8 protein-coding genes are annotated in these 17,571 nt (G+C 72.3%); 2 read left to right on the top strand and 6 right to left on the bottom strand.

Features of this window, described 5'->3' with window-relative positions:
• The first annotated feature begins 3 nt into the window (after positions 1-3).
• Both CLV71_RS48180 and CLV71_RS41825 read left to right on the top strand, forming a co-directional pair.
• Complete coding sequence (locus CLV71_RS48180) at positions 4-8,673, top strand: WXG100-like domain-containing protein (protein WP_166664473.1); 8,670 nt, start codon at positions 4-6, stop codon at positions 8,671-8,673.
• A complete protein-coding gene (locus tag CLV71_RS41825; RefSeq protein WP_133908509.1) occupies positions 8,673-9,038 on the top strand; it encodes a hypothetical protein in 366 nt (121 codons plus the stop codon). The genes CLV71_RS48180 and CLV71_RS41825 overlap by 1 nt, the downstream gene beginning before the upstream one ends.
• A gap of 4 nt (positions 9,039-9,042) precedes the next feature.
• On the opposite strand, the gene CLV71_RS41820 is transcribed toward CLV71_RS41825, so the two are convergent.
• The 6 genes from CLV71_RS41820 to CLV71_RS41795 all read right to left on the bottom strand — a co-directional run bounded on the left by CLV71_RS41820 (position 9,043) and on the right by CLV71_RS41795 (position 17,430).
• Positions 9,043-11,169, bottom strand: a complete 2,127-nt coding sequence (locus CLV71_RS41820; protein ID WP_133908508.1) for a transglutaminase family protein — start codon at positions 11,167-11,169, stop codon at positions 9,043-9,045.
• Positions 11,166-12,323: a DUF58 domain-containing protein gene (locus CLV71_RS41815; RefSeq protein ID WP_133908507.1), complete on the bottom strand. Its 1,158-nt coding sequence runs from the start codon at positions 12,321-12,323 to the stop codon at positions 11,166-11,168. The genes CLV71_RS41820 and CLV71_RS41815 overlap by 4 nt, the downstream gene beginning before the upstream one ends.
• Complete coding sequence (locus CLV71_RS41810; RefSeq protein WP_133908506.1) at positions 12,323-13,282, bottom strand: AAA family ATPase; 960 nt, start codon at positions 13,280-13,282, stop codon at positions 12,323-12,325. The genes CLV71_RS41815 and CLV71_RS41810 overlap by 1 nt, the downstream gene beginning before the upstream one ends.
• Positions 13,279-15,429: a fibronectin type III domain-containing protein gene (locus CLV71_RS41805; protein ID WP_133908505.1), complete on the bottom strand. Its 2,151-nt coding sequence runs from the start codon at positions 15,427-15,429 to the stop codon at positions 13,279-13,281. The genes CLV71_RS41810 and CLV71_RS41805 overlap by 4 nt, the downstream gene beginning before the upstream one ends.
• An 85-nt stretch (positions 15,430-15,514) precedes the next feature.
• The gene (locus CLV71_RS41800; RefSeq protein WP_243867314.1) at positions 15,515-16,762 is read right to left on the bottom strand and encodes a sensor histidine kinase; all 1,248 of its coding nucleotides are present in this window, start codon (positions 16,760-16,762) and stop codon (positions 15,515-15,517) included.
• Positions 16,759-17,430: a response regulator transcription factor gene (locus CLV71_RS41795; RefSeq protein WP_208297996.1), complete on the bottom strand. Its 672-nt coding sequence runs from the start codon at positions 17,428-17,430 to the stop codon at positions 16,759-16,761. The genes CLV71_RS41800 and CLV71_RS41795 overlap by 4 nt, the downstream gene beginning before the upstream one ends.
• Positions 17,431-17,571 lie beyond the last annotated feature (141 nt).

Below are 17,571 nucleotides of genomic sequence, written 5' to 3'. Positions count from 1 at the left end.
GCCATGGCGATGCCGGAGCCGACGGACCCGGTCGGGTTCTGGGAGAGCGTCAAGGACAAGTCATGGGACCAGCTGTGGCCGCCTGACGACGAGCAGGACGCGTGGGACCTGGCGGCCGAGTGGCGTGGCGTGGCCAGGATCCTGGAGTCCACCGCCACTTCGCTCGAGACGCAGGCGAACGTGTCGGAGACGGTGTGGCTGGACACCGCCGGTGCGCAGTTCGCGTACATCCTGCGCCAGCTGCCCGACGCCTTCCGGCTGATCGCCGAGAACATGAACGTGCTCGCGGACGGCGTCCACGACTACGGCAACCAGATCCGTGAGGCGCGGATCAACATCCTGGTCGAGCTGGCCGTCAACATCGTGTTGTTCGCGGCGCTGTCGGCCATTCCGGGCGGCGGCTTCCTCGCCCAGGGCCTCGCGCGTGCCGTGGCCGGGCGCATCACGTCGATGCTCGCCGGGATGGTCGGCAGGACGCTGGCCGGTGCGCTGGCCCGCGGGATACCGATGCTCGCGCGTCTCGGTGTCGAGGTGGGCAAGGAGGCGATCGACGAGACGGTCGTCGACCTGGCCACCCAGCTGACCAGTATCGCGATGGGGACCCGCGACGGGCTCGACCTCCACCAGACGCTCAGGGCGGCCGTCACCGGCGCGGTCGGTGGTGTGCTCGGTGAGGGTGTCGGCAAGCTCGCGGAGCCGCTGACGGAGGCGACCCAGCGCGGGCTGGGGGCGGTGCTGCCGACGCCCATCGCGCGGAACCTGGCAGCCGGCATCGGGTCGGCGGGGAACAACGCGCTGACGTCCCCGGCGGCGGGGTACATCGTCGACAACTACGACGACCTCGACGCGTTGACCGACCTGCGCGGCTACGCGGATGCGGTGAACCAGTACGGGTTGTCGTCGGGTCTCGTGGGCGCGCCGAGGTCGATGGTCATCGACGCGGTGCAGCAGCGGAATCCTGGTGGTGAGGCGCTCGTCGAGAGCTGGGCGGACCGTTTCGCGGGGAACACTCCGCCGGTTGCTGATCCTGGTCCGTTGCCTGGGGTGGACACGCCGGGTGGGACTCCGGCGGGGGGTGGGGACGGTTCGTCGTCGACGCCGCCGGGTGGGACTCCGGCTGGGCCTGGTGGGTCGTCCGACTCCGGGGTGGGGCAGGGCGGTACCGGGGGCGACAGCCAGGTGGGCGGGACTGGCGGTACAGGCGGGGAGACCGGCGGGACCCAAGCCGGTGACACCGGCGGACAGGCTGGCGGGACCGGCGGCGACACCCAGGCCGGTACGGGTGGCGATACCGGGGGAACTCAGGCCGGGGCGACCGGCGGTGACACCCAGACCGGCAGCACTGCCGGCGACGCAGGCGGGACCCAGACCGGCGGGACCGGTGGCGACGCAGGCGGGACCCAGACCGGCGGCACTGCCGGCGACGCAGGCGGGAGCCAGGCCGGCGGGACCGGTGGCGACGCAGGCGGAACGCAGAGTGGCGGCGACGCAGGCGGGAGCCAGGCCGGTGGCGACACGGGTGGAGCCCAGACCGGGGGCGACACCGGAGGCAACCAAGCCGGCGGCAACACCCAGACCGGTGGCGATACCGGTGGTGGGCAGGCCGGTGGCGACACCAGTGGCAGCCAGGCCGGTGGCGACGCCGGTAGTGGCCAGACGGGTGGTGACACCGGAGGGACCCAGACCGGCGGTGACACCGGCGCCAGTCAGACCGGAGGCGACACCGGTGGTACCAGCGGAACGCAGAGTGGCGGCGATGTCGGCGGGACCCAGACCGGCGGTGACACGGGCACGACGCACACCGGTGGGACGCAGTCCGGTGGCACCGACGCTGGTGGTGCGCACACCGGCGGTGACGTCAACGCCTCCGGCGACCAGGCGAGTGGCGACACCGGCGGTTCGCAGCAGAGTGGCACGCAGTCGGGAGGCCATGGCGACACGACGCAGTCGGGGACGACCGACACCACGACCGTCAGGAGCGATCCCGGCACGCAGACCGTCTCGCAGTCGGCCATGGGCGGCCAGCCCACCGGGACGACAGGCGCGACTCCCGTGGGTTCCGGCCCCGTCCACACCACCACGACCCAGGCCACCGCGAGCCCCGCGCAGGCGACCGGCAACGCTTCGGCGCAGACGAGTGGCAACGCCCCGACGCACACGACGTCGTCGGGCCAGTCCGGGCAGGCGGGCGGCTCCACGGCGAACAACCAGCCCGCGAACGCCACCCCGAGCAAGCCCGCCACGACCACGCCGCAGGGCAACGCCACCCCGGCGAACGCAGCCGCGCCTGCCGTCACGCAGCGATCCGGTGACACGGCTCCCGCGACCACCGGGGAGTCCACAAAGGACAGCAAGGACGAGGCGCCCCGGTCCGTCATCACGTCCTCCGGGGCCGTGGTCGCGACCCAGGCCGCGGCAGCGACTGCCGCCACCCCCGCTGACGACAGCGCGCCGAAACCCGCGGCGCCGAAGCCGACACGCACGAGGGTCGGGAGGCCGCCGACACCGTCCGAGTCGAACGACGACTCTGCGCCCCCGGGTGGCACGCCGCCGGGGACACCGCCGTCGGAGCGGAGTCCGCAGCCGGACGAGACGCCGATGGCGCCGTTGCAGTCGAGGCCGCACTCCATCGGCCGCTTCACCGAGGACCGGCTGACCAGGGACGAGTCGGGCCGGATCACGGCGATCGACGGCGTCCCCGTGCAGGAGAAGCTGCGCAGCCTGGCCGAGACCAGGGTGGAGCAGTACTGGAACTCCCAGCGGTTCGAGGACGAGACCCGGTTCGAGGGCAACAACCCCCCGTCACGGCCCGCGGCGCCGTTCGAGACGAGGCCGCGTCAACAGCCGGACGTGCCGCTGAACCACGAGATGGAGCAAGGCGAGCACGTCAAGCGGAACCTCACGGGCAACCTGGTGGCGCTGGCGATCGACACGGTGACCGGCGAGGTGTTCGAGGCGGTCAACGGGCCGCAGAGGGTGGCGACCCACCCCAAGCTCCAGGAACGCCTGGACGCACTGCGCAAACCCAACGGGTACGCCAAGTTCGACCACTCGGGCAGGCCGATCGAGGACGAGTACCACGACCTGCCGTACGAGGCGGATCCGTTGTCGCACGCGGAGGTCCACGCGGTGAACCTGGGGCTGCACGCCAGGGACGACGCCGCCTTCGACGACTTCGTCACCGACGTCCAGTTCCTCCGGGGGGAGGGTGTGAAGGCGGCCTGGTACTGCCCGAACTGCGCGGGGCTGATGCCGGACGTGCCGACCAACGCGGGCAAACGCGTCTACCACCCGGACGGCTACCACGACGAACCGGGCCATTTCGCCGACGACCCCCAGGCCCCGCTCCGGCGGCCGACTGAGCCGCCACCTCTGCTGAGGGGCGGGCCACCGAGTCCGACGCCGGACTCGGGTCCGTCGAACGGATCCACGCCCTCGGCGCCACCCGGCGGACCGCCTGCCGGGAACAAGCCGGGCCCGGCAAGCGGCCAGGGCTCCAGCAACGCTCCCGGGTCCGGGAGCAACCCGGACGCGGCCAATCCTGGGCCTGGGAGCAATTCGGCACCGGCCGGCCCAGGCACGGCACCCACCACGCCGGGCTCCAGTCCAACCCCGGGTTCGGCTCCGGCAAGCCATACCCAGCCCGGCCCTGCTCAGCTTCCGCCGACGACTCAGAACGCACCGGCCACTCCGCCGGTGAGCCCTTCGCAACCGGGTGCACCTCAGAACCAGCCCATCACGGCAACCCAGCCGGCGACGCCTGCCAGTGCTGGTCCGGCCGCACCAGCCGGACCCACGAACACGCAGTCCCATCCCGCGCAGCCGACTCAGCCGCGACCCGTTCCACGGGCTCAACCCGTCCCGCCAGCCCAGCCACCGGCGTCGAACCAGCCGCCGCCCGCCAACACCCCTGTTCAGCAGAACCAACCGCCTGCTCAGCCCTCGCCGAGTCCTTCCACCCAGCCTCGACCCGCGCCGCCAAGGCCCATCCGACGGGTCCAACCCGCCCAGCACGTCCAACCTCCCACCCAACCCACCACAGCAACATCAGCCCAACCGACCCCGACGAATCCCCCTACGCAACCCACACCAACGGGGCCTGCCCAGCCCACTCCCGCAGCCCAACAACCAACCCCGGCGAAGCAATCCACCCAGCACGTCCAACCTCCTCCTCAGGCTGTGCCGCCGTCCCCGTCGCAACCGGCCACACCGAACCCGTCAACCCAACCTCGACCAGCGCCTCCGAGGCCCCTTCGGCGCACGCAACCCACTCCGCCGGCCCAACCATCAACGCCGCCGAACCACGCCGCCCAACAGGTTCAGCCGCCGACCCAACCCACTGCACCAACACCACCCCACACGCCTCCGACGAACCCGGCTACCCCGCCCCGGCCTGCGCCGCCACGGCCCATTCCGCGCACTCGACCCGCCCCGCCGAACAACCAGTCGAACCAGCCTGGACCGGGACCGGCCAACCAGCAGCGACCCGTCAACACGCCCGCTCCACCGGTCCAGCCGTCGACGCCGCCGAACCAGCCCACCCAGCACGTTCAGCCGTCGACACAACCCACTCAGTCGACGCCGACGACACCGAACCCGGCGAACACCACCAACGCGTCCACTCAGCCCAACTCGCCGAATGGGCCTACCCAGCCGGTTCAGCCACCGACCCAGCCGACTCAGTCCCAGCCGACGCTGCCGAACCAGGCCACCCCGACTGGTCCGCCACCCACGTCGAACCAAGCCACCCAGCCAGTCCAACCGTCGACCCAGCCCACCCAGCCAGGGCCGCCTGTCACGTCGCCCGGACCGGCCAACCAGTCCACCTCGCCGGTTCGGCCGGCTCCCCAACCGACGCCGAAGAACCAACCGCAGCCGACCAACACGCCCACCCAGCCAACACAACCCGTCCAGCCACCCGCACCGAACGCCAACAACCAGAGCCAGCCCACTCGGCCGGTTCAGTCACCTCCCGCTCCCGGGCCCCAGAACCAGCCGACGCCCGCGCCGGGGCCTCGGAGTCGGGTGCAGAGCGTCAAGGCGGTGCCGCACTCCAAGTTCGGGGTGAAGCCGACCGCCGCGTTCAACCACCTGCTGGTCAAGTTGCGGGCGCAGCGGGCCATGCTCACCGCTGGGCGGGATGCCGGGGTCCGGGTCACGGATCTGGGGTGGAACCGGTTCGAGGTCGCGCCACGCGTCGGGCCGTCGTTCCGGGCTCGGGTCTTCGCCTCCACGCTCAACTCCGACGACGTCGCCGAGGTCGAGATCGTCGGGAACAACGAGGTGGAGATGCGGATCTCCGCACAGCTGGAGCCCGATCAGGTCGAGCGAGCCGTGGCCAACGCGCTCGCGCAGGCACGTGCCCTCGTCGCCGGCACGCAGACCACCACGAACGTGTTGGACGCCAACAGCCATCCCGGCAGTCACACCGAACCCTCCGTCGCGGACCACGGGCGGCAGGCCGAGGTCAACAACCTCGACCGGGCCAGGCAGGAAACCTCTCGGCTCCGGCTGGTTCGGCGGCACCGCATCGCTCGTGAGATGCGGGCGCTCGTCGAGCACCTCGGGGTGCATCCCGACGACGACGTCTCGCCCCAGCGGCGGGCCGTCACCGAGGTCGGGGACGTCGTCGACCGGCACGTCAAGCCCGGGGACCGGCGGCCCGCCTGGGCCAAGCCGCCGGACGGGTATCCCAAGTGGAAGGCGTTCCTCCTGCTGCACCTGCCCGCCGAGGTGTTGCCCGGTATCGCGGCAGGCAGCATGATCGCCACCTTTGGCGGTGCGCCGATAGTGGGTGCGGGTGTCGCGGCGGCCGCGGTCGCCGGCTCGGTCTCCGGGACGATCATCAAGCGCTGGTACGGCAGGCTCGACAAGAAGAACGTGGACTCCGGGCACGGGATCGCCGCCAAGATCAGGGCCTACGAGGCTGCCAAGCGGCGTGCCGAGCTGCTCAACCCGCTGCTCGCCCGTGTCCGCGCTGCCAACGTGCCCAGCCTGGCGCCCGTCGAGCCTGCTCCCGACTCGACCTACCCGGCCAAGTACCAGTCCTACCCCGTACGGGTGGTGGCGCGGGGCGGCCCGGCGGTCATCGGTGCGGCTGCGGCCACCGCGCTCACCCTGGCCGGGCTCCCGTTCTGGAACGCCGTGGCCCACTGGGGTGTCGCGGCCTTCGCCACCCTGGTCGGTCCCGTCGTCGAGCGGTACCTGCGCAACAGTCTCGTCCAGCGTGAGTGGGCGTTGCTCGACCAGGTCGGCCGCGAGAAGGACCAGGTGGCCGCCGACTTCGACACGATGTTCGTCGCGCAGCTGTCCGCCTTGCTCGACCGGATCGACAACATCGCGGGGACCAACCCGACCGGCACGGCACCGACGGCGTCCCCGGTCAACCCCGCGGACATCAACGAGACCCGCACGCACCGGTACGCGGCCAACAACTCCGCGGGACAGGGCGGCGACATCGCGCGTGCCGCCAGTGACGCGGGCAGCAAGCTCCTGCCGGGGCTGAACGGGCCCGCCGCACCGAAAACCCCGAGCAACCCCGCCAACCCCGCGAATCCCGTCAACCCGGCCAACCCGGCGAACCCGGTCAACCCCGGCCATCCCGTCAACCCTGCGCAGCCCGGCAATCCCGCTCACCCGCAGCTGCCTGGCGGCGGTCACCAGCAGACCAACAGCAACCAGAGTGCGCAGGCGACCCAGGCCACTATCAACGCCGCGATCGACTCGGTGCTCACCGGCGGCGTGCGGGCCGTGCTCGGCACGATCATCAACGCCTTCATCGACCGCCGGTTCATCACCAACGAGTACGGCGAGATCATCGCCCAGGTCCACCACGACTTCGGCAACAAGATGGCCGAGCAGGTGGCGTTGGAGCAACGGGTCCTCAACCAGATGATGGCCGACCTCACCGCTCAGGTCGACGCGGTGGAGGCCGCCGCAGGCCGGGTCAACGCCACGCTCGCCAGCCGGGTCGCGCACATGCGGGCCGCCACGCCGCCCGCGCCAACACCCGCGACGAACCGGCCGAGGGGGCACCAGCGCTGGCAGGCGTTCATGAAGCTGCACGCCATGCAGGCCGTCACGATGGAAGGCCTCATGGTCGGCGCGGCACTGCTGTTCAACCAGGGCACCACCGGAATCGTGGTCATCGGCGCGGTGGCGTCGACGGTCGCGGCCTCCTTCGGGCTGCGTTACCTGTTCCGCCGCAGCGAACAGGTGGCCGTCGACGAGACGATCTTCGCCGACCGGGCCAAGGAGCGGCCCGTCGAGCAGCTGGAAGCCGAGGCACGCAGGGCGTTCCTCGTCGACTTCTGGACCCGCGAGATCACCGCGGCCGCCAACGGGCAGACCACACCGAACAACCCGCCGCCCGCGCCTCGGGTGCCGCCGGTGCTCAACCCCAGCGACACGACGTTCCCCGACCACATCGACGCGCTCATCGCCCACGAGCGGGAGCTGATGTTCCACGAGCCGAGGCCCTGGTCGCTGACCGGGCCCCGGCTGGTGGGTCTGGACCGGCTGGCCAGGCTCACCCAGCGGGTGCGTGTCTTCACCGCGCACTGGAACCGCACCGGCGACGCCCGCCCCATGCGCCAGGCGCAGTACGACCTCAACCGGCTGTGGCAGGCGTACCAGGAGATGAAGCAGACCGGCACCCCGATGCCGACCGACCACGAACTGCTGGCGGCACGGAAACCCGAGGGCCTGCGTGGCGGCCAGGACGCGACCCAACCGGCGGGTGATCTCCAGTCCTACCTCGACGACAGCGTCGCCACCCCCGCCGGCCGCGCCTTCTACGCCAGCAGCGACCAGAAACTGCTCGACATGGCGAACCAGGTGCCGGTGGAACCGGGTCAGTACACGATCGACATGCACGGCGGCCCCGACTTCGTCCGCATCGGCGACGACCGGCTCAGTGCTGCGGACCTCGCCGCGCTCATCAGGGCCGACCCGAACTGGCAGGGCGAGGACATCCGGCTGCTGGCCTGCGAGACGGGACAGCTCGAGAACGGGTTCGCACAGCAGCTCGCCGACCTGCTCGGGGTCACTGTGCACGCCCCGTCGGACTACGTCGGGCTGACCGCGAACGGGTTGTTCGTGAGCACGGCGACGATGAACCAGGCAGGGACGCTGATCCCGGTCGTGCCGCCCAACGGACGGATGATCGCCTACCACCCGAGGGTCACCGAGCAGGCCGCGCCCGACGACACGTCGTCGCATGGCACGCCACCGTCGCCGTATCCGCACTGGTCCGCGATACGGCAGGGCCAGTGGTGGCCCGACGGGGAGGACGTGCGGTTCGGTCCCGTCCAGGAGCCCGCGCCGGTCGAGGACCTCGGCGAGCTGACGCTCATGCGGACCGGTCCGTCGCTCTACACCGGCGCCGAGCGGCTCTGGCCGGACGAGCTCGCCGACCTCGTCACCGCGAGCGGCGACTGGGCGGGTGGCCCGGCCCGCCTCCAGGTCCGCGACGGACACGTGGACGCCCACTTCGTCCAGCGGCTCGCCGACCTGCTCGGCGTGCCCGTCCACGTCAGGGGCGACACCGTCGCGGGCGACTTCCCGACGCTGTCCTCCGGCACCCTCGAGGTGTACAACGAGCCACCGGGCACGCAGCCGGGTGACTGGCGCACCTACGAGCCGAGGAACGTCTCGGCGGGGAAGGGGAACTGATGCGGGTCGCCACGCTCTTCGACGGGCGCGACGCCGACGGCGAGTGGACGTTCGCGCCGGGGCGGCCGATCGTCACCGACCCGGCGGAGCGCGCGAGGATCGCGGACTTCCTCGGTGGCGGCAGGATGATCGTCCGCATCTGGGGGTCCGACCTCGACCGGATCACGCCCGCGAACGGGCGGGTGGTGCCGATGTCGACGCTCACGGACGGCACGTGGATCTGGGGTGCCGCCCTGGAGTACTACGTGCGGACGCACGGGATCGCACCGGAGCCGGAGTTCCTCGCGCACATCGTCGCCCACGAGTACGTCGCGCCGCAGCCGGAGGAGAGTGCCTGGCGCGCGGCCCTCGACCAGATCAGCTGAGTCGTCAGCGCCACGGCCGGAGCAGTGTGCGCAGGTCGAGTGCCGCACGCACCCTGGCAGGCCACGGGCAGCGGGCCAGTCCCCTGCGGACCTCGCCCACCGCGGACCACGCCTCACCGACCGTCGCCTCGGACGGGCCCGTTCGCGACCACAGCGCCACGTCCACCGAGCGGGCCAGGTCGTGCAGGCCCGTCACCACCGACCGGTCCAGCGCACCGGAGGCGCCCGCCAGGTCCCGCACCGTCATCCCGGCCGAGCACGGGACACCGTGTGCCCGCAACCGGTCCCGCGCCTCCGCCCACGCACCCGCCACCGCTCGCGCCCCCGGCCCACGGCGCCGGACCCGACCGCGGACGACCCTGGCCAGCGGCGCACCGAGCAGCCACGCCACCAGCAGTGCCGCCACGGCCACCGAGACAGGGACGAAGGGGAACGAGAACCCGCCACCCGAGTCGGTATCGGCGTCGGCCGACGAGTCCTCCGGCAGCTCGGGGTCACGCACCTCGTCCGGTTCCGGCAGGTTGTCACGCGCCCGTGCCGTCACCTCGGCAAGGCCGTCGCCCTTGCCGCCCTTGCCGCTCGGCACACCCGCCGGGTCGAGCGGCACCCAGCCCACGCCCTCCACCGCGACCTCCGGCCACGCCAGTACGTCACGGTTGTGCACGACGACGTCCCGGCCTGCGCCGCTCGCCCGGTAGCCGACGGCGATCCTGGCCGGCAGGCCGATGATGCGGGCCAGCACCACGTAGGCCGCCGCGAACTGTGCCGTCGTGCCGCGCCTGGTGTCGGTCAGGAACGCCGACAGCTGCGGCCAGCCGTTGCCGCTCGGCAGGTCGTCGCCGGTCGCGAGGCTGTAGTTCTCGCGAAGGAACCGCTCGAGCACCAGCGCCGTCTGGAACGCGGGCCTGGTGTCCCGCACCGCATCCCGTGCCAGCGTGACGATGCCGTCCGGCACATTGCCGAGGTCGCCGAAACCGGTGCGTGCCGTCGAGTCGACGGCCGCCCTGCCCAGGACGTCGGCCGCGACGTCCGGTTCCCACCACGACAGGTCGTAGCTCACCGGCCCCGCACCCCCGGACAGGAGCAGCGTCCCGGACGTCTCGTCGACCAGCGGCGCGAGGCCGGTGACCGACGCGGGCAGCGCCTGGCTCGGCAGCCACGGCCTTTCGGGGTCGGCGTACTCGACGTGCGCGCTCTGTTCGACCGGCAGGACCGTGACGGACGCCGCGGGCGGCAGCTCGGTGCCGAGCCTGCGCGGCTGGACACTGGGCGTCCAGTTGGTGCCGTCGAAACGGTCGAGGACGACGAGCCGCCACCGGTCGACCGGGGCGTTCGTCGAGTAGGTGAACACCTCCTGGTCCGGGTTGCGGACACGGTCGGGCAGCTCGTCGAGCGGGCTCGCCACCCGGTCGGGCGGCAGCGGCGCGAAACGCGTGTCCCGCAGGGAGAACACCTGCCGGTCGGCCGGGCCCACCGCCGAGCCGAGCAGCACGCCCGCGCCACCCAACACGAGCGTCGGGACCATGACCAGTGCCGCGACGACGGGTCTCCCGGTGCCGCGTGGCACCGTCTCGACCGAGGTCGCGGTGAGCAGCACGGCCGCGACAACCGCGAACCCGAACGCGGCGAGCATGGCGGTGAGCCCGGTCAGCGCGACGTACGCCTGGCTCAGCCCGAGCAGCGCCAGCCCCGGCAGGAGCGCGACGAGCGGCCACCGGGACCGCCCCAACAGCTCGACGCCGAGCACGACCGACGCGAGCGCGGCCAGCGGGACGAACAGCAGCAGCTCGGGATCGGCGCGGGCGGGCCACGTCGACTGCAGGGTGAGCTGCCAGGAGTCCGTGAGCCCCGCCGCGAGCGCGCGGACGGTCTCGCCGGTGGGCAGGCCGCCGACGGTGGTGGGGAACAGGAGCGCGAGCACGAGCGCGAGGAGCCCGACGACCAGCACGAGCACGGCCCGCCACGGCACGAGCGCCTGCCAGCGCCGGCACGCCTCGACCACGACGAGGCCGGTCGCCGCGACGAGGGCGAGCGGGAGGACCAGAGGGCCGAGACCGAAGACCGGGGCGAAGAACAGACCCGGACCGGCCGAGGCGAGGAGCACGGCGACGGTGGCGGCACGAGAGGTCATCCGGCCACCGCCACGTTCCAGCGGCGGGTCGCGCCTCTCGCGTTCGGCGCCCTGATCACCTGGACACCCGGCACGGCGACGTCGACGCCGGTCGCCGTGCCGCCCGCGAGGGTGATCACCACGGTCGAGGCGTAGTGCGGGCGCAGCGCGGCCACCGAGTTCAGGTCCTCGCGGTAGGCGGCGGCGAGCACCACCACGAGCGAGCCGCCCCGGTCGCCGGTGCGGGTCAGTGGCACGGGGACGAGCGGCGCGGTGCCGGTCAGCGGCGCCAGCTCGCACAGCTCGTCCAGCATCTGGCGCGCCGAGGCCCCGCCGCCGCGCAGCTTCAGGTCCACGCCGCCCGTGGTCACCAGACGGCACCAGTAGCCTGCCGCGGCGGCCGCGCTGACCAGCGACGCGGTCAGGTCGACGGCCTCCTCGAACACCTCCGGCGGCAGCAGGGCCGACCGGGTGTCCAGCAGGGCGGTGAAACGCGGCTGGTTGGGGTCGACGTAGTCGCGGACCATCAGGCGGCCGGTGCGTGCCGTCGCCTTCCAGTGCAGGTGGCGGACCTCGTCGCCGGGCACGTACTCGCGGACGTCCCGCAGGTCGAGGGTGCCGTGCGGGGAGTCGTCGCTGGTGCGGCCCTCGTGGTGGTGGCGGGGGTGGCCGGCGACCAGCGCGTGCACCGGGTAGGTCTTGGGGTGCACCCACATCGTGGCGAGCTCACCGCTGGTGAGGCGGCTGCGGCCGAGCCCGAGGGGATCGACGCGCTCCAGCGTCAGCGGACCGACCTGGATGCGGCCGCGGCGGACGGTCGGCAGCTCGTAGTGGTAGACCGCGTCCGCGCCGGGTGCCAGCGGGCGGACCGCGACGGCCTGGTAGCCGCCGTCGACACGGTCGCCCGCGGTGAAGCCGCCGTGGCGACGGGTGCTGTCGTTGTGCACACGCAGCCGGGCGAACGCGGGACGGCCACGCTGCACGCGGTCGGGGTAGACCTCGCGGCTCACCGTCACGCGGGGCCGCCGGGCCGTGACGACGAGGGCGGCGGCGACGACGCCGACACCCGCGCCACCGAGTGCTCTGAGTACCGGGAAACCGACCAGCACGCCCACCACGTACGCGAAGACCGCCGCGAGCAGGACCGCCCAGCCCCGGCCGGTTAACCGAGGCACTACGCGACCGGCGAGCCGACCACGGGCCCGGGGACCGCGGCCAGTACCTCGTCGACGACGTCGCTCGTCCTCCGCTGGTTCAGCTCGGCGTCGGAGGTGAGGATCAGCCGGTGTTCGAGTACCGGCTTCGCCACCTCCTTGATGTCGTCGGGGGTCACGTAGTCGCGGCCGTAGGTCGCGGCGACGGCCTGGGCGGCACGCACCAGGGCGATACTGCCGCGCGGGCTGGCGCCGTACCGCAGCGCGACGTGCGTGCGGGTCGCGGCGGTGAGCCGGGCCGCGTACTCGACGACGGCGGGGTCGATGTGCGCGGCACGTACCTGTGCCACGGCCTGGCGCAGCGTCGCGATGTCGACGACCGGCGACAGCTCGTCCGGACCGACGCCCGCGCAGTCGCTCATGATCACCAGGACCTCCGACTCGAGGTTCGGGTAGCCGACCGACAGCCGCATGAGGAACCTGTCCAGCTGCGCCTCCGGCAGCCGGTAGGTGCCCTCCATCTCGATGGGGTTCTGCGTGGCGACCACGAGGAACGGCCTCGGCACCTCGTGGCGGACCGAGTCGACGGTCACCGTGCGCTCGGACATCACCTCGAGCAGCGCCGACTGGGTCTTCGGCGTGCCGCGGTTGATCTCGTCGGCCAGGACGACGTTCGCGAAGATGCCGCCGGGTCGGAAGTCGAACGTCTCGCTGCCCTGCCGGTAGATCTGCACGCCGGTCACGTCACCGGGGAGCAGGTCGGGGGTGAACTGGATGCGGCTGTACGTGCCGCCGATGCTGCGCGCGAGGCAGCGGGCGAGCGTCGTCTTGCCGAGACCGGGCACGTCCTCGATCAGCAGGTGTCCCTCGGCGAGCAGACCCGCGACCGCGAGCCGCACCAGCTGTGGCTTCCCCCGAATCACGCCCTGCACGTTCGCCGCGATCAGCTCGTACACCTGACCAGCGGAGGGGTGAGTCACCCGGCCTCCCAGACTAAGTCGTTCGAACGGGTGTCGACGCCGCCCGGATCGGTCACGACGATCCACACAGTGTGGCCGACCCCCGCATAGGCAAACTGATCGGTGTCGCAGTAGCCGTTCGCGTCGGTCGTGCACTCGCCGCCCGGGTTGCTGTAGCCGGGGTCGTCCGAGTACGGCTGCAGGTGGTAGGTGGTGTTGGGCCGCATGCTGTTCAGCACCACGTGCATCCACGCACAGGCGTCGGTCTCCCCACACCACTCCTCGGTAGCCGGGCCGCGGCTCACGGTCACCGAGCCGCCGCTGACCGCCTTGGTCGTCGTCGCCACGGGGCCGACGAGCTGCTGCCCGTCCGGGGTGGTGGTGACGACCCTGACCGTGAACGTCAGCGTGCCGGGCTGCGACGGGTCGAAGTCGAAGCCTGCGGCGGGGCCGGTCACCGTCTGGTCGGGCGCGCCGGTCATGGTCGCGATGAAGTGCGTGAACGTGCCCGTGCCCATGTCGGCGGGCGCGTCCCAGTCGAACAGTGCGCCGTCTCCGTTGAGCAGGACCTGCAGCTGGGTCGCCTGGCCCGCGGGTCGCGGCGGCGCGACGGGGGTGACCGGGTTGGCGGACGCGCCTGGCCCGGTACCGACGCCGTTGACCGCGGACACGGTGAACACGTACGAGGTGCCGTTGGTGAGCCCGTTGACTGTGGCGGTCCGTGCCGTGCCCGCCACAGTGGTCCCGCCGCCCGCCCAGGTGATCCGGTAGGCCGTGATCGCGGCGCGGTTGTCCGGGGCGGGACCCCAGGTGACCGTCGCGACCCCGTCACCTGCCGTCGCGCCGACACCGGTCGGTGCGCCTGGCGGGCTCGGCGGTACCGAGGGCGGCGGCGTCTCCTGCTCCGTCACGGGCGGCGGCTTCTGGGTCGTGGGCGGCGGCAGTTGTGTCGTGGGCGGCGGGTCTTCTCGCGGCGGCGGGTCCTGGTCGGGCTGCTCGGTGCTGTGCTCCGGCGTCCCGACCGGGGCCTCCGGGTCCCTCCCGCCGGTCGGGGTCGGTGTCCCGTCCTTGCCGCCCTCGCCCTGGATCGGGACGTCGGCGAAGCCGCCGTCCCGGTCGATGACCACGACGTGCTCGCCTCCCGCGCCGTCGACGTAGATGCGGTCGTCCTCGCCGCGGGTCAGGCGCGGGTCGCCCTGGCCTGCGGGCAGGTCCTTGGTCTGCTTGTGCTTGCCCTCGCTGTCGTAGGTGAGGAGCTTGCCGGTCGTGCGGTTGACGACGGCGACGACCGAGCCCGCGGCGACCGGTCCGGAGTACTCCCCCTCGCCGAGGTCGACGTCCACGGGGTCGGCCCGCTCCAGCCCGGCGGTGCCGAGACCGGCGTCGACGAGGAGCATGTGGTCGCCGTCGAGGATCGCGAGGCGGCCCGCGACGTCCGTGCCCGCGAGCTGCGCGTCCGCGGTGAGGTCGACGCCGAGGTCCTTCGGCTCGCCGAGGCCGTCGTCCTCGACGACCTGGAGCGTGTCGGTCCTGGTGTCGACGAAGACGAGCCGGTCGCTGACCACGGACAGGGCGCCGACGTGGCTCTTGGGCAGCAGCACCGGGCAGGAGACCTGGTCGGCGTCGGCGGGCAGCCGGCAGAGCAGGCCCGCCTTCGTGCGGGGCAGCCACAGCGTGCCGTTGCCGGTCGCGACGGGCGTACCGACCGGACCGCCGAGCGAGAGCACGAGGTGCTCGTCCCCGAGGCGGACGATCTTGCCGCTCTCCCGGTAGACCAGGTAGGGCCCGCCCGCGATCTCGACACCGACCGGCATCTCCCGCGCGGGCGGCGTGGTGGTCCCCTCGACCGCCAGGCTCGACTTGCCGAACTCGGTGATGCGGGAGTCGCCGACCACGTAACCGCTGGTGTCACCCTGGAAGACCTGGTCACCCGGCCCGCCGGGCACCGAGGCCCGTGCGTCGACGTCGCCGGTCGATCCGTCCACGTGGAACACCGACTGCAGCGACACGTTGTAGACCCAGTGGCCCGGCAGGAGGAACTGCACGGCGGAGACGGGGTTGGCCGCACCGGTGACCGCGGCGACCACTCCGGCGACACAGGCGATGACGACAGCCACCACCGGCACGCGAGCACGCCAGGTCCTCACGAGCGCCGCCTTGTCGGTCATGGCCACACCGTAAAAGTATCGGGTTGGGAACGTCCATCCTTTGGCGATGGCAACTTCCGGTCAGCGACATTGACTGCGCAACTATTCACGGCACCGGAGGCAGCGCCAGCTCGAAGATCGCGCCCGCGTCCTCGGCGTTGTAGACCGACAGCGTGCCACCGTGTGCCCACGCCACCCAACGCACGATCGAGAGGCCGAGACCGGAGGAGCCGCTGCCCGTGCGGAACCGGTCGAAGGCGTCGTCGGCGAAGTCGCCGTCCACGCCGGGGCCGTGGTCTGCCACGGTGACCCGGCCGTTGGCCACGGTGATGTGCACGATGGCCGGCTCGTTGGGCTGGCGCCCGTAGCGCAGTGCGTTGTCCAGGAGGTTGCCGATGGCCCGCTGCAGCAGCGTCGGATCGACCATCACCTTGCACGGCGCGGCGGTCAGCGTGACGTTCGAGCCGTCCGTCGGTGTCTCCTCGACCACCCCCGACACGAGCTGGTCCAGCCAGACCGGTTGCACGGCAAGGCGTTCCACCCCGGCCGCCAGCCTGGCGCGGACGAGCAGGCCGTCGATGATGCTGCCCATGCGGGACGCGAGCCGGACCGTGCGGGGCAGGAGGTCGCCGCGCTGGGTCGGGTTGCGCAGTGCCGTCTCCGCGAGCGCACGCAGGGCCGCGACCGGCGTGCGGAGGTCGTGCGCGGTCTCGGCGAGCAGCACCTCCTGCTGTTCCAGCGCCGCGACCGCGGGCCGGATCGCCCGTGCCGACAGCAGATGGCCTGCCAGTGCCAGGCTGCCCGTCAACACGGTCGCCCCGAGCACCACCCACAGCACCAGGTTGTCGTGCTCGGCCAGCATGGGCTCCGCGTCGCTCACCGCGACGACCGCGCCGAGGTAGGCGGACTGGCCCCGGAACGGCTGCGCCCGGACCCGCACCATCCGGCCGTCCTCGGCGCGCTTGTAGCCGTACAGCTCCCGCCCGGCCCGCGCCGCGTCCTGCGCCAGCCCACCGAGCACGGCCGGGTCCATCCGGACGCACTCGCGTGCCGAGTACAGCGGGTCGAAGTCGCCCGCACCGCCTGGCAGCACGGCGAACTGCGGGCACTGCTGGTAGATCTCGTCCTGGCCGACGAGCGCGGTGACCACGGCCTGACCGTCCGCACCGACCAGCCTGGACACCGTCGACGTGACCCGCGACAGCTCCAGGTCCATCTGCTTCTCGCCGCTGTCCCTGTCCGCCTTGATCACGAGCCACGCGAAGACCACGAGGCCGATGGCGTTCATGACCGTGAACATCAGGGTCAGTACCCATCGCAGCCGCCGCAGCCGGTCGGCGGACGATCCCTTCACGAGAGGGGACCGTATGCCCCGAGGCGGTAGCCACGCCCGCGAATCGTGTGAATCAGCTCCGGTTGGCCCAGTTTGCGGCGCAGTCGCTTCACCACCACGTCGACCACGTTGGACATGGGATCGGCCGACGCGTCCCAGCAGTGCTCGATGAGGTCCGAGCGGGAGACCACCTGGTCGGGCCGGATCGCCAGGTACTCGAGGACCGCGAACTCCTTGTCCGACAAGGTGAGCAGCACACCGTCCCGGCGCACGGCCCTGCGTGCGCAGTCGACCTCGAGGTCGGCGTGGCGCAGCACGGACGGCCTGCCGTCCGACCGGCGGCACAGCGTGCGCACACGCGCGGCCATCTCGGCGACGGAGAACGGCTTCACGAGGTAGTCGTCACCGCCCGCGGCGAAGCCCGCCACGCGGTCGGCGACCGAGTCGCGTGCGGTGAGGAAGAGGACCGGCACGGCCCAGCCCGCACGGCGGCGGTGCTGCACGTAGTCGAGGGCGTCGCCGTCGGGGAGCATCCGGTCGAAGACCACGCAGTCGAAGCCGTCCTCGCGCAGCACGGCGTCCGCGGTCACCAGGTCGGGTGCGGACAGCACCTCGAGCCCGGTGGACGCCAGCTCGATGGAGACGGAGATCCGCAGGTCCTCGTCGTCCTCGACCACCAACACCCGCATGTCATCGAAACCTAATGTGCCGTGGTTGATCGTGGTCCACCAAGAACGAGGCTCGCCCCGCGAGCTCCGCTCGGACAGAACCGTAGCCGTCAACCAGAGCACCAAGAGGAACGTGGCCGGAACAGGACGGGCCCGGCCGGG

The organism is Actinophytocola oryzae (genome assembly GCF_004364325.1).
Taxonomy (GTDB): Bacteria; Actinomycetota; Actinomycetes; order Mycobacteriales; family Pseudonocardiaceae; genus Actinophytocola; species Actinophytocola oryzae.
The sequence above is the reverse complement of the archived record's forward strand: the minus strand, read 5'-3'. Positions and strand labels throughout refer to the sequence as shown.

What these genes read in the sequence shown, in the direction of transcription:
- CLV71_RS48180 (WP_166664473.1), top strand. Translation starts at nt 4, where the DNA reads ATGGCGATGCCGGAGCCGACGGACCCGGTCGGGTTCTGGGAGAGCGTC.
- CLV71_RS41805 (WP_133908505.1), bottom strand. Translation starts at nt 15,429, where the DNA reads ATGACCGACAAGGCGGCGCTCGTGAGGACCTGGCGTGCTCGCGTGCCG.
- CLV71_RS41825 (WP_133908509.1), top strand. Translation starts at nt 8,673, where the DNA reads ATGCGGGTCGCCACGCTCTTCGACGGGCGCGACGCCGACGGCGAGTGG.
- CLV71_RS41795 (WP_208297996.1), bottom strand. Translation starts at nt 17,430, where the DNA reads ATGCGGGTGTTGGTGGTCGAGGACGACGAGGACCTGCGGATCTCCGTC.
- CLV71_RS41820 (WP_133908508.1), bottom strand. Translation starts at nt 11,169, where the DNA reads ATGACCTCTCGTGCCGCCACCGTCGCCGTGCTCCTCGCCTCGGCCGGT.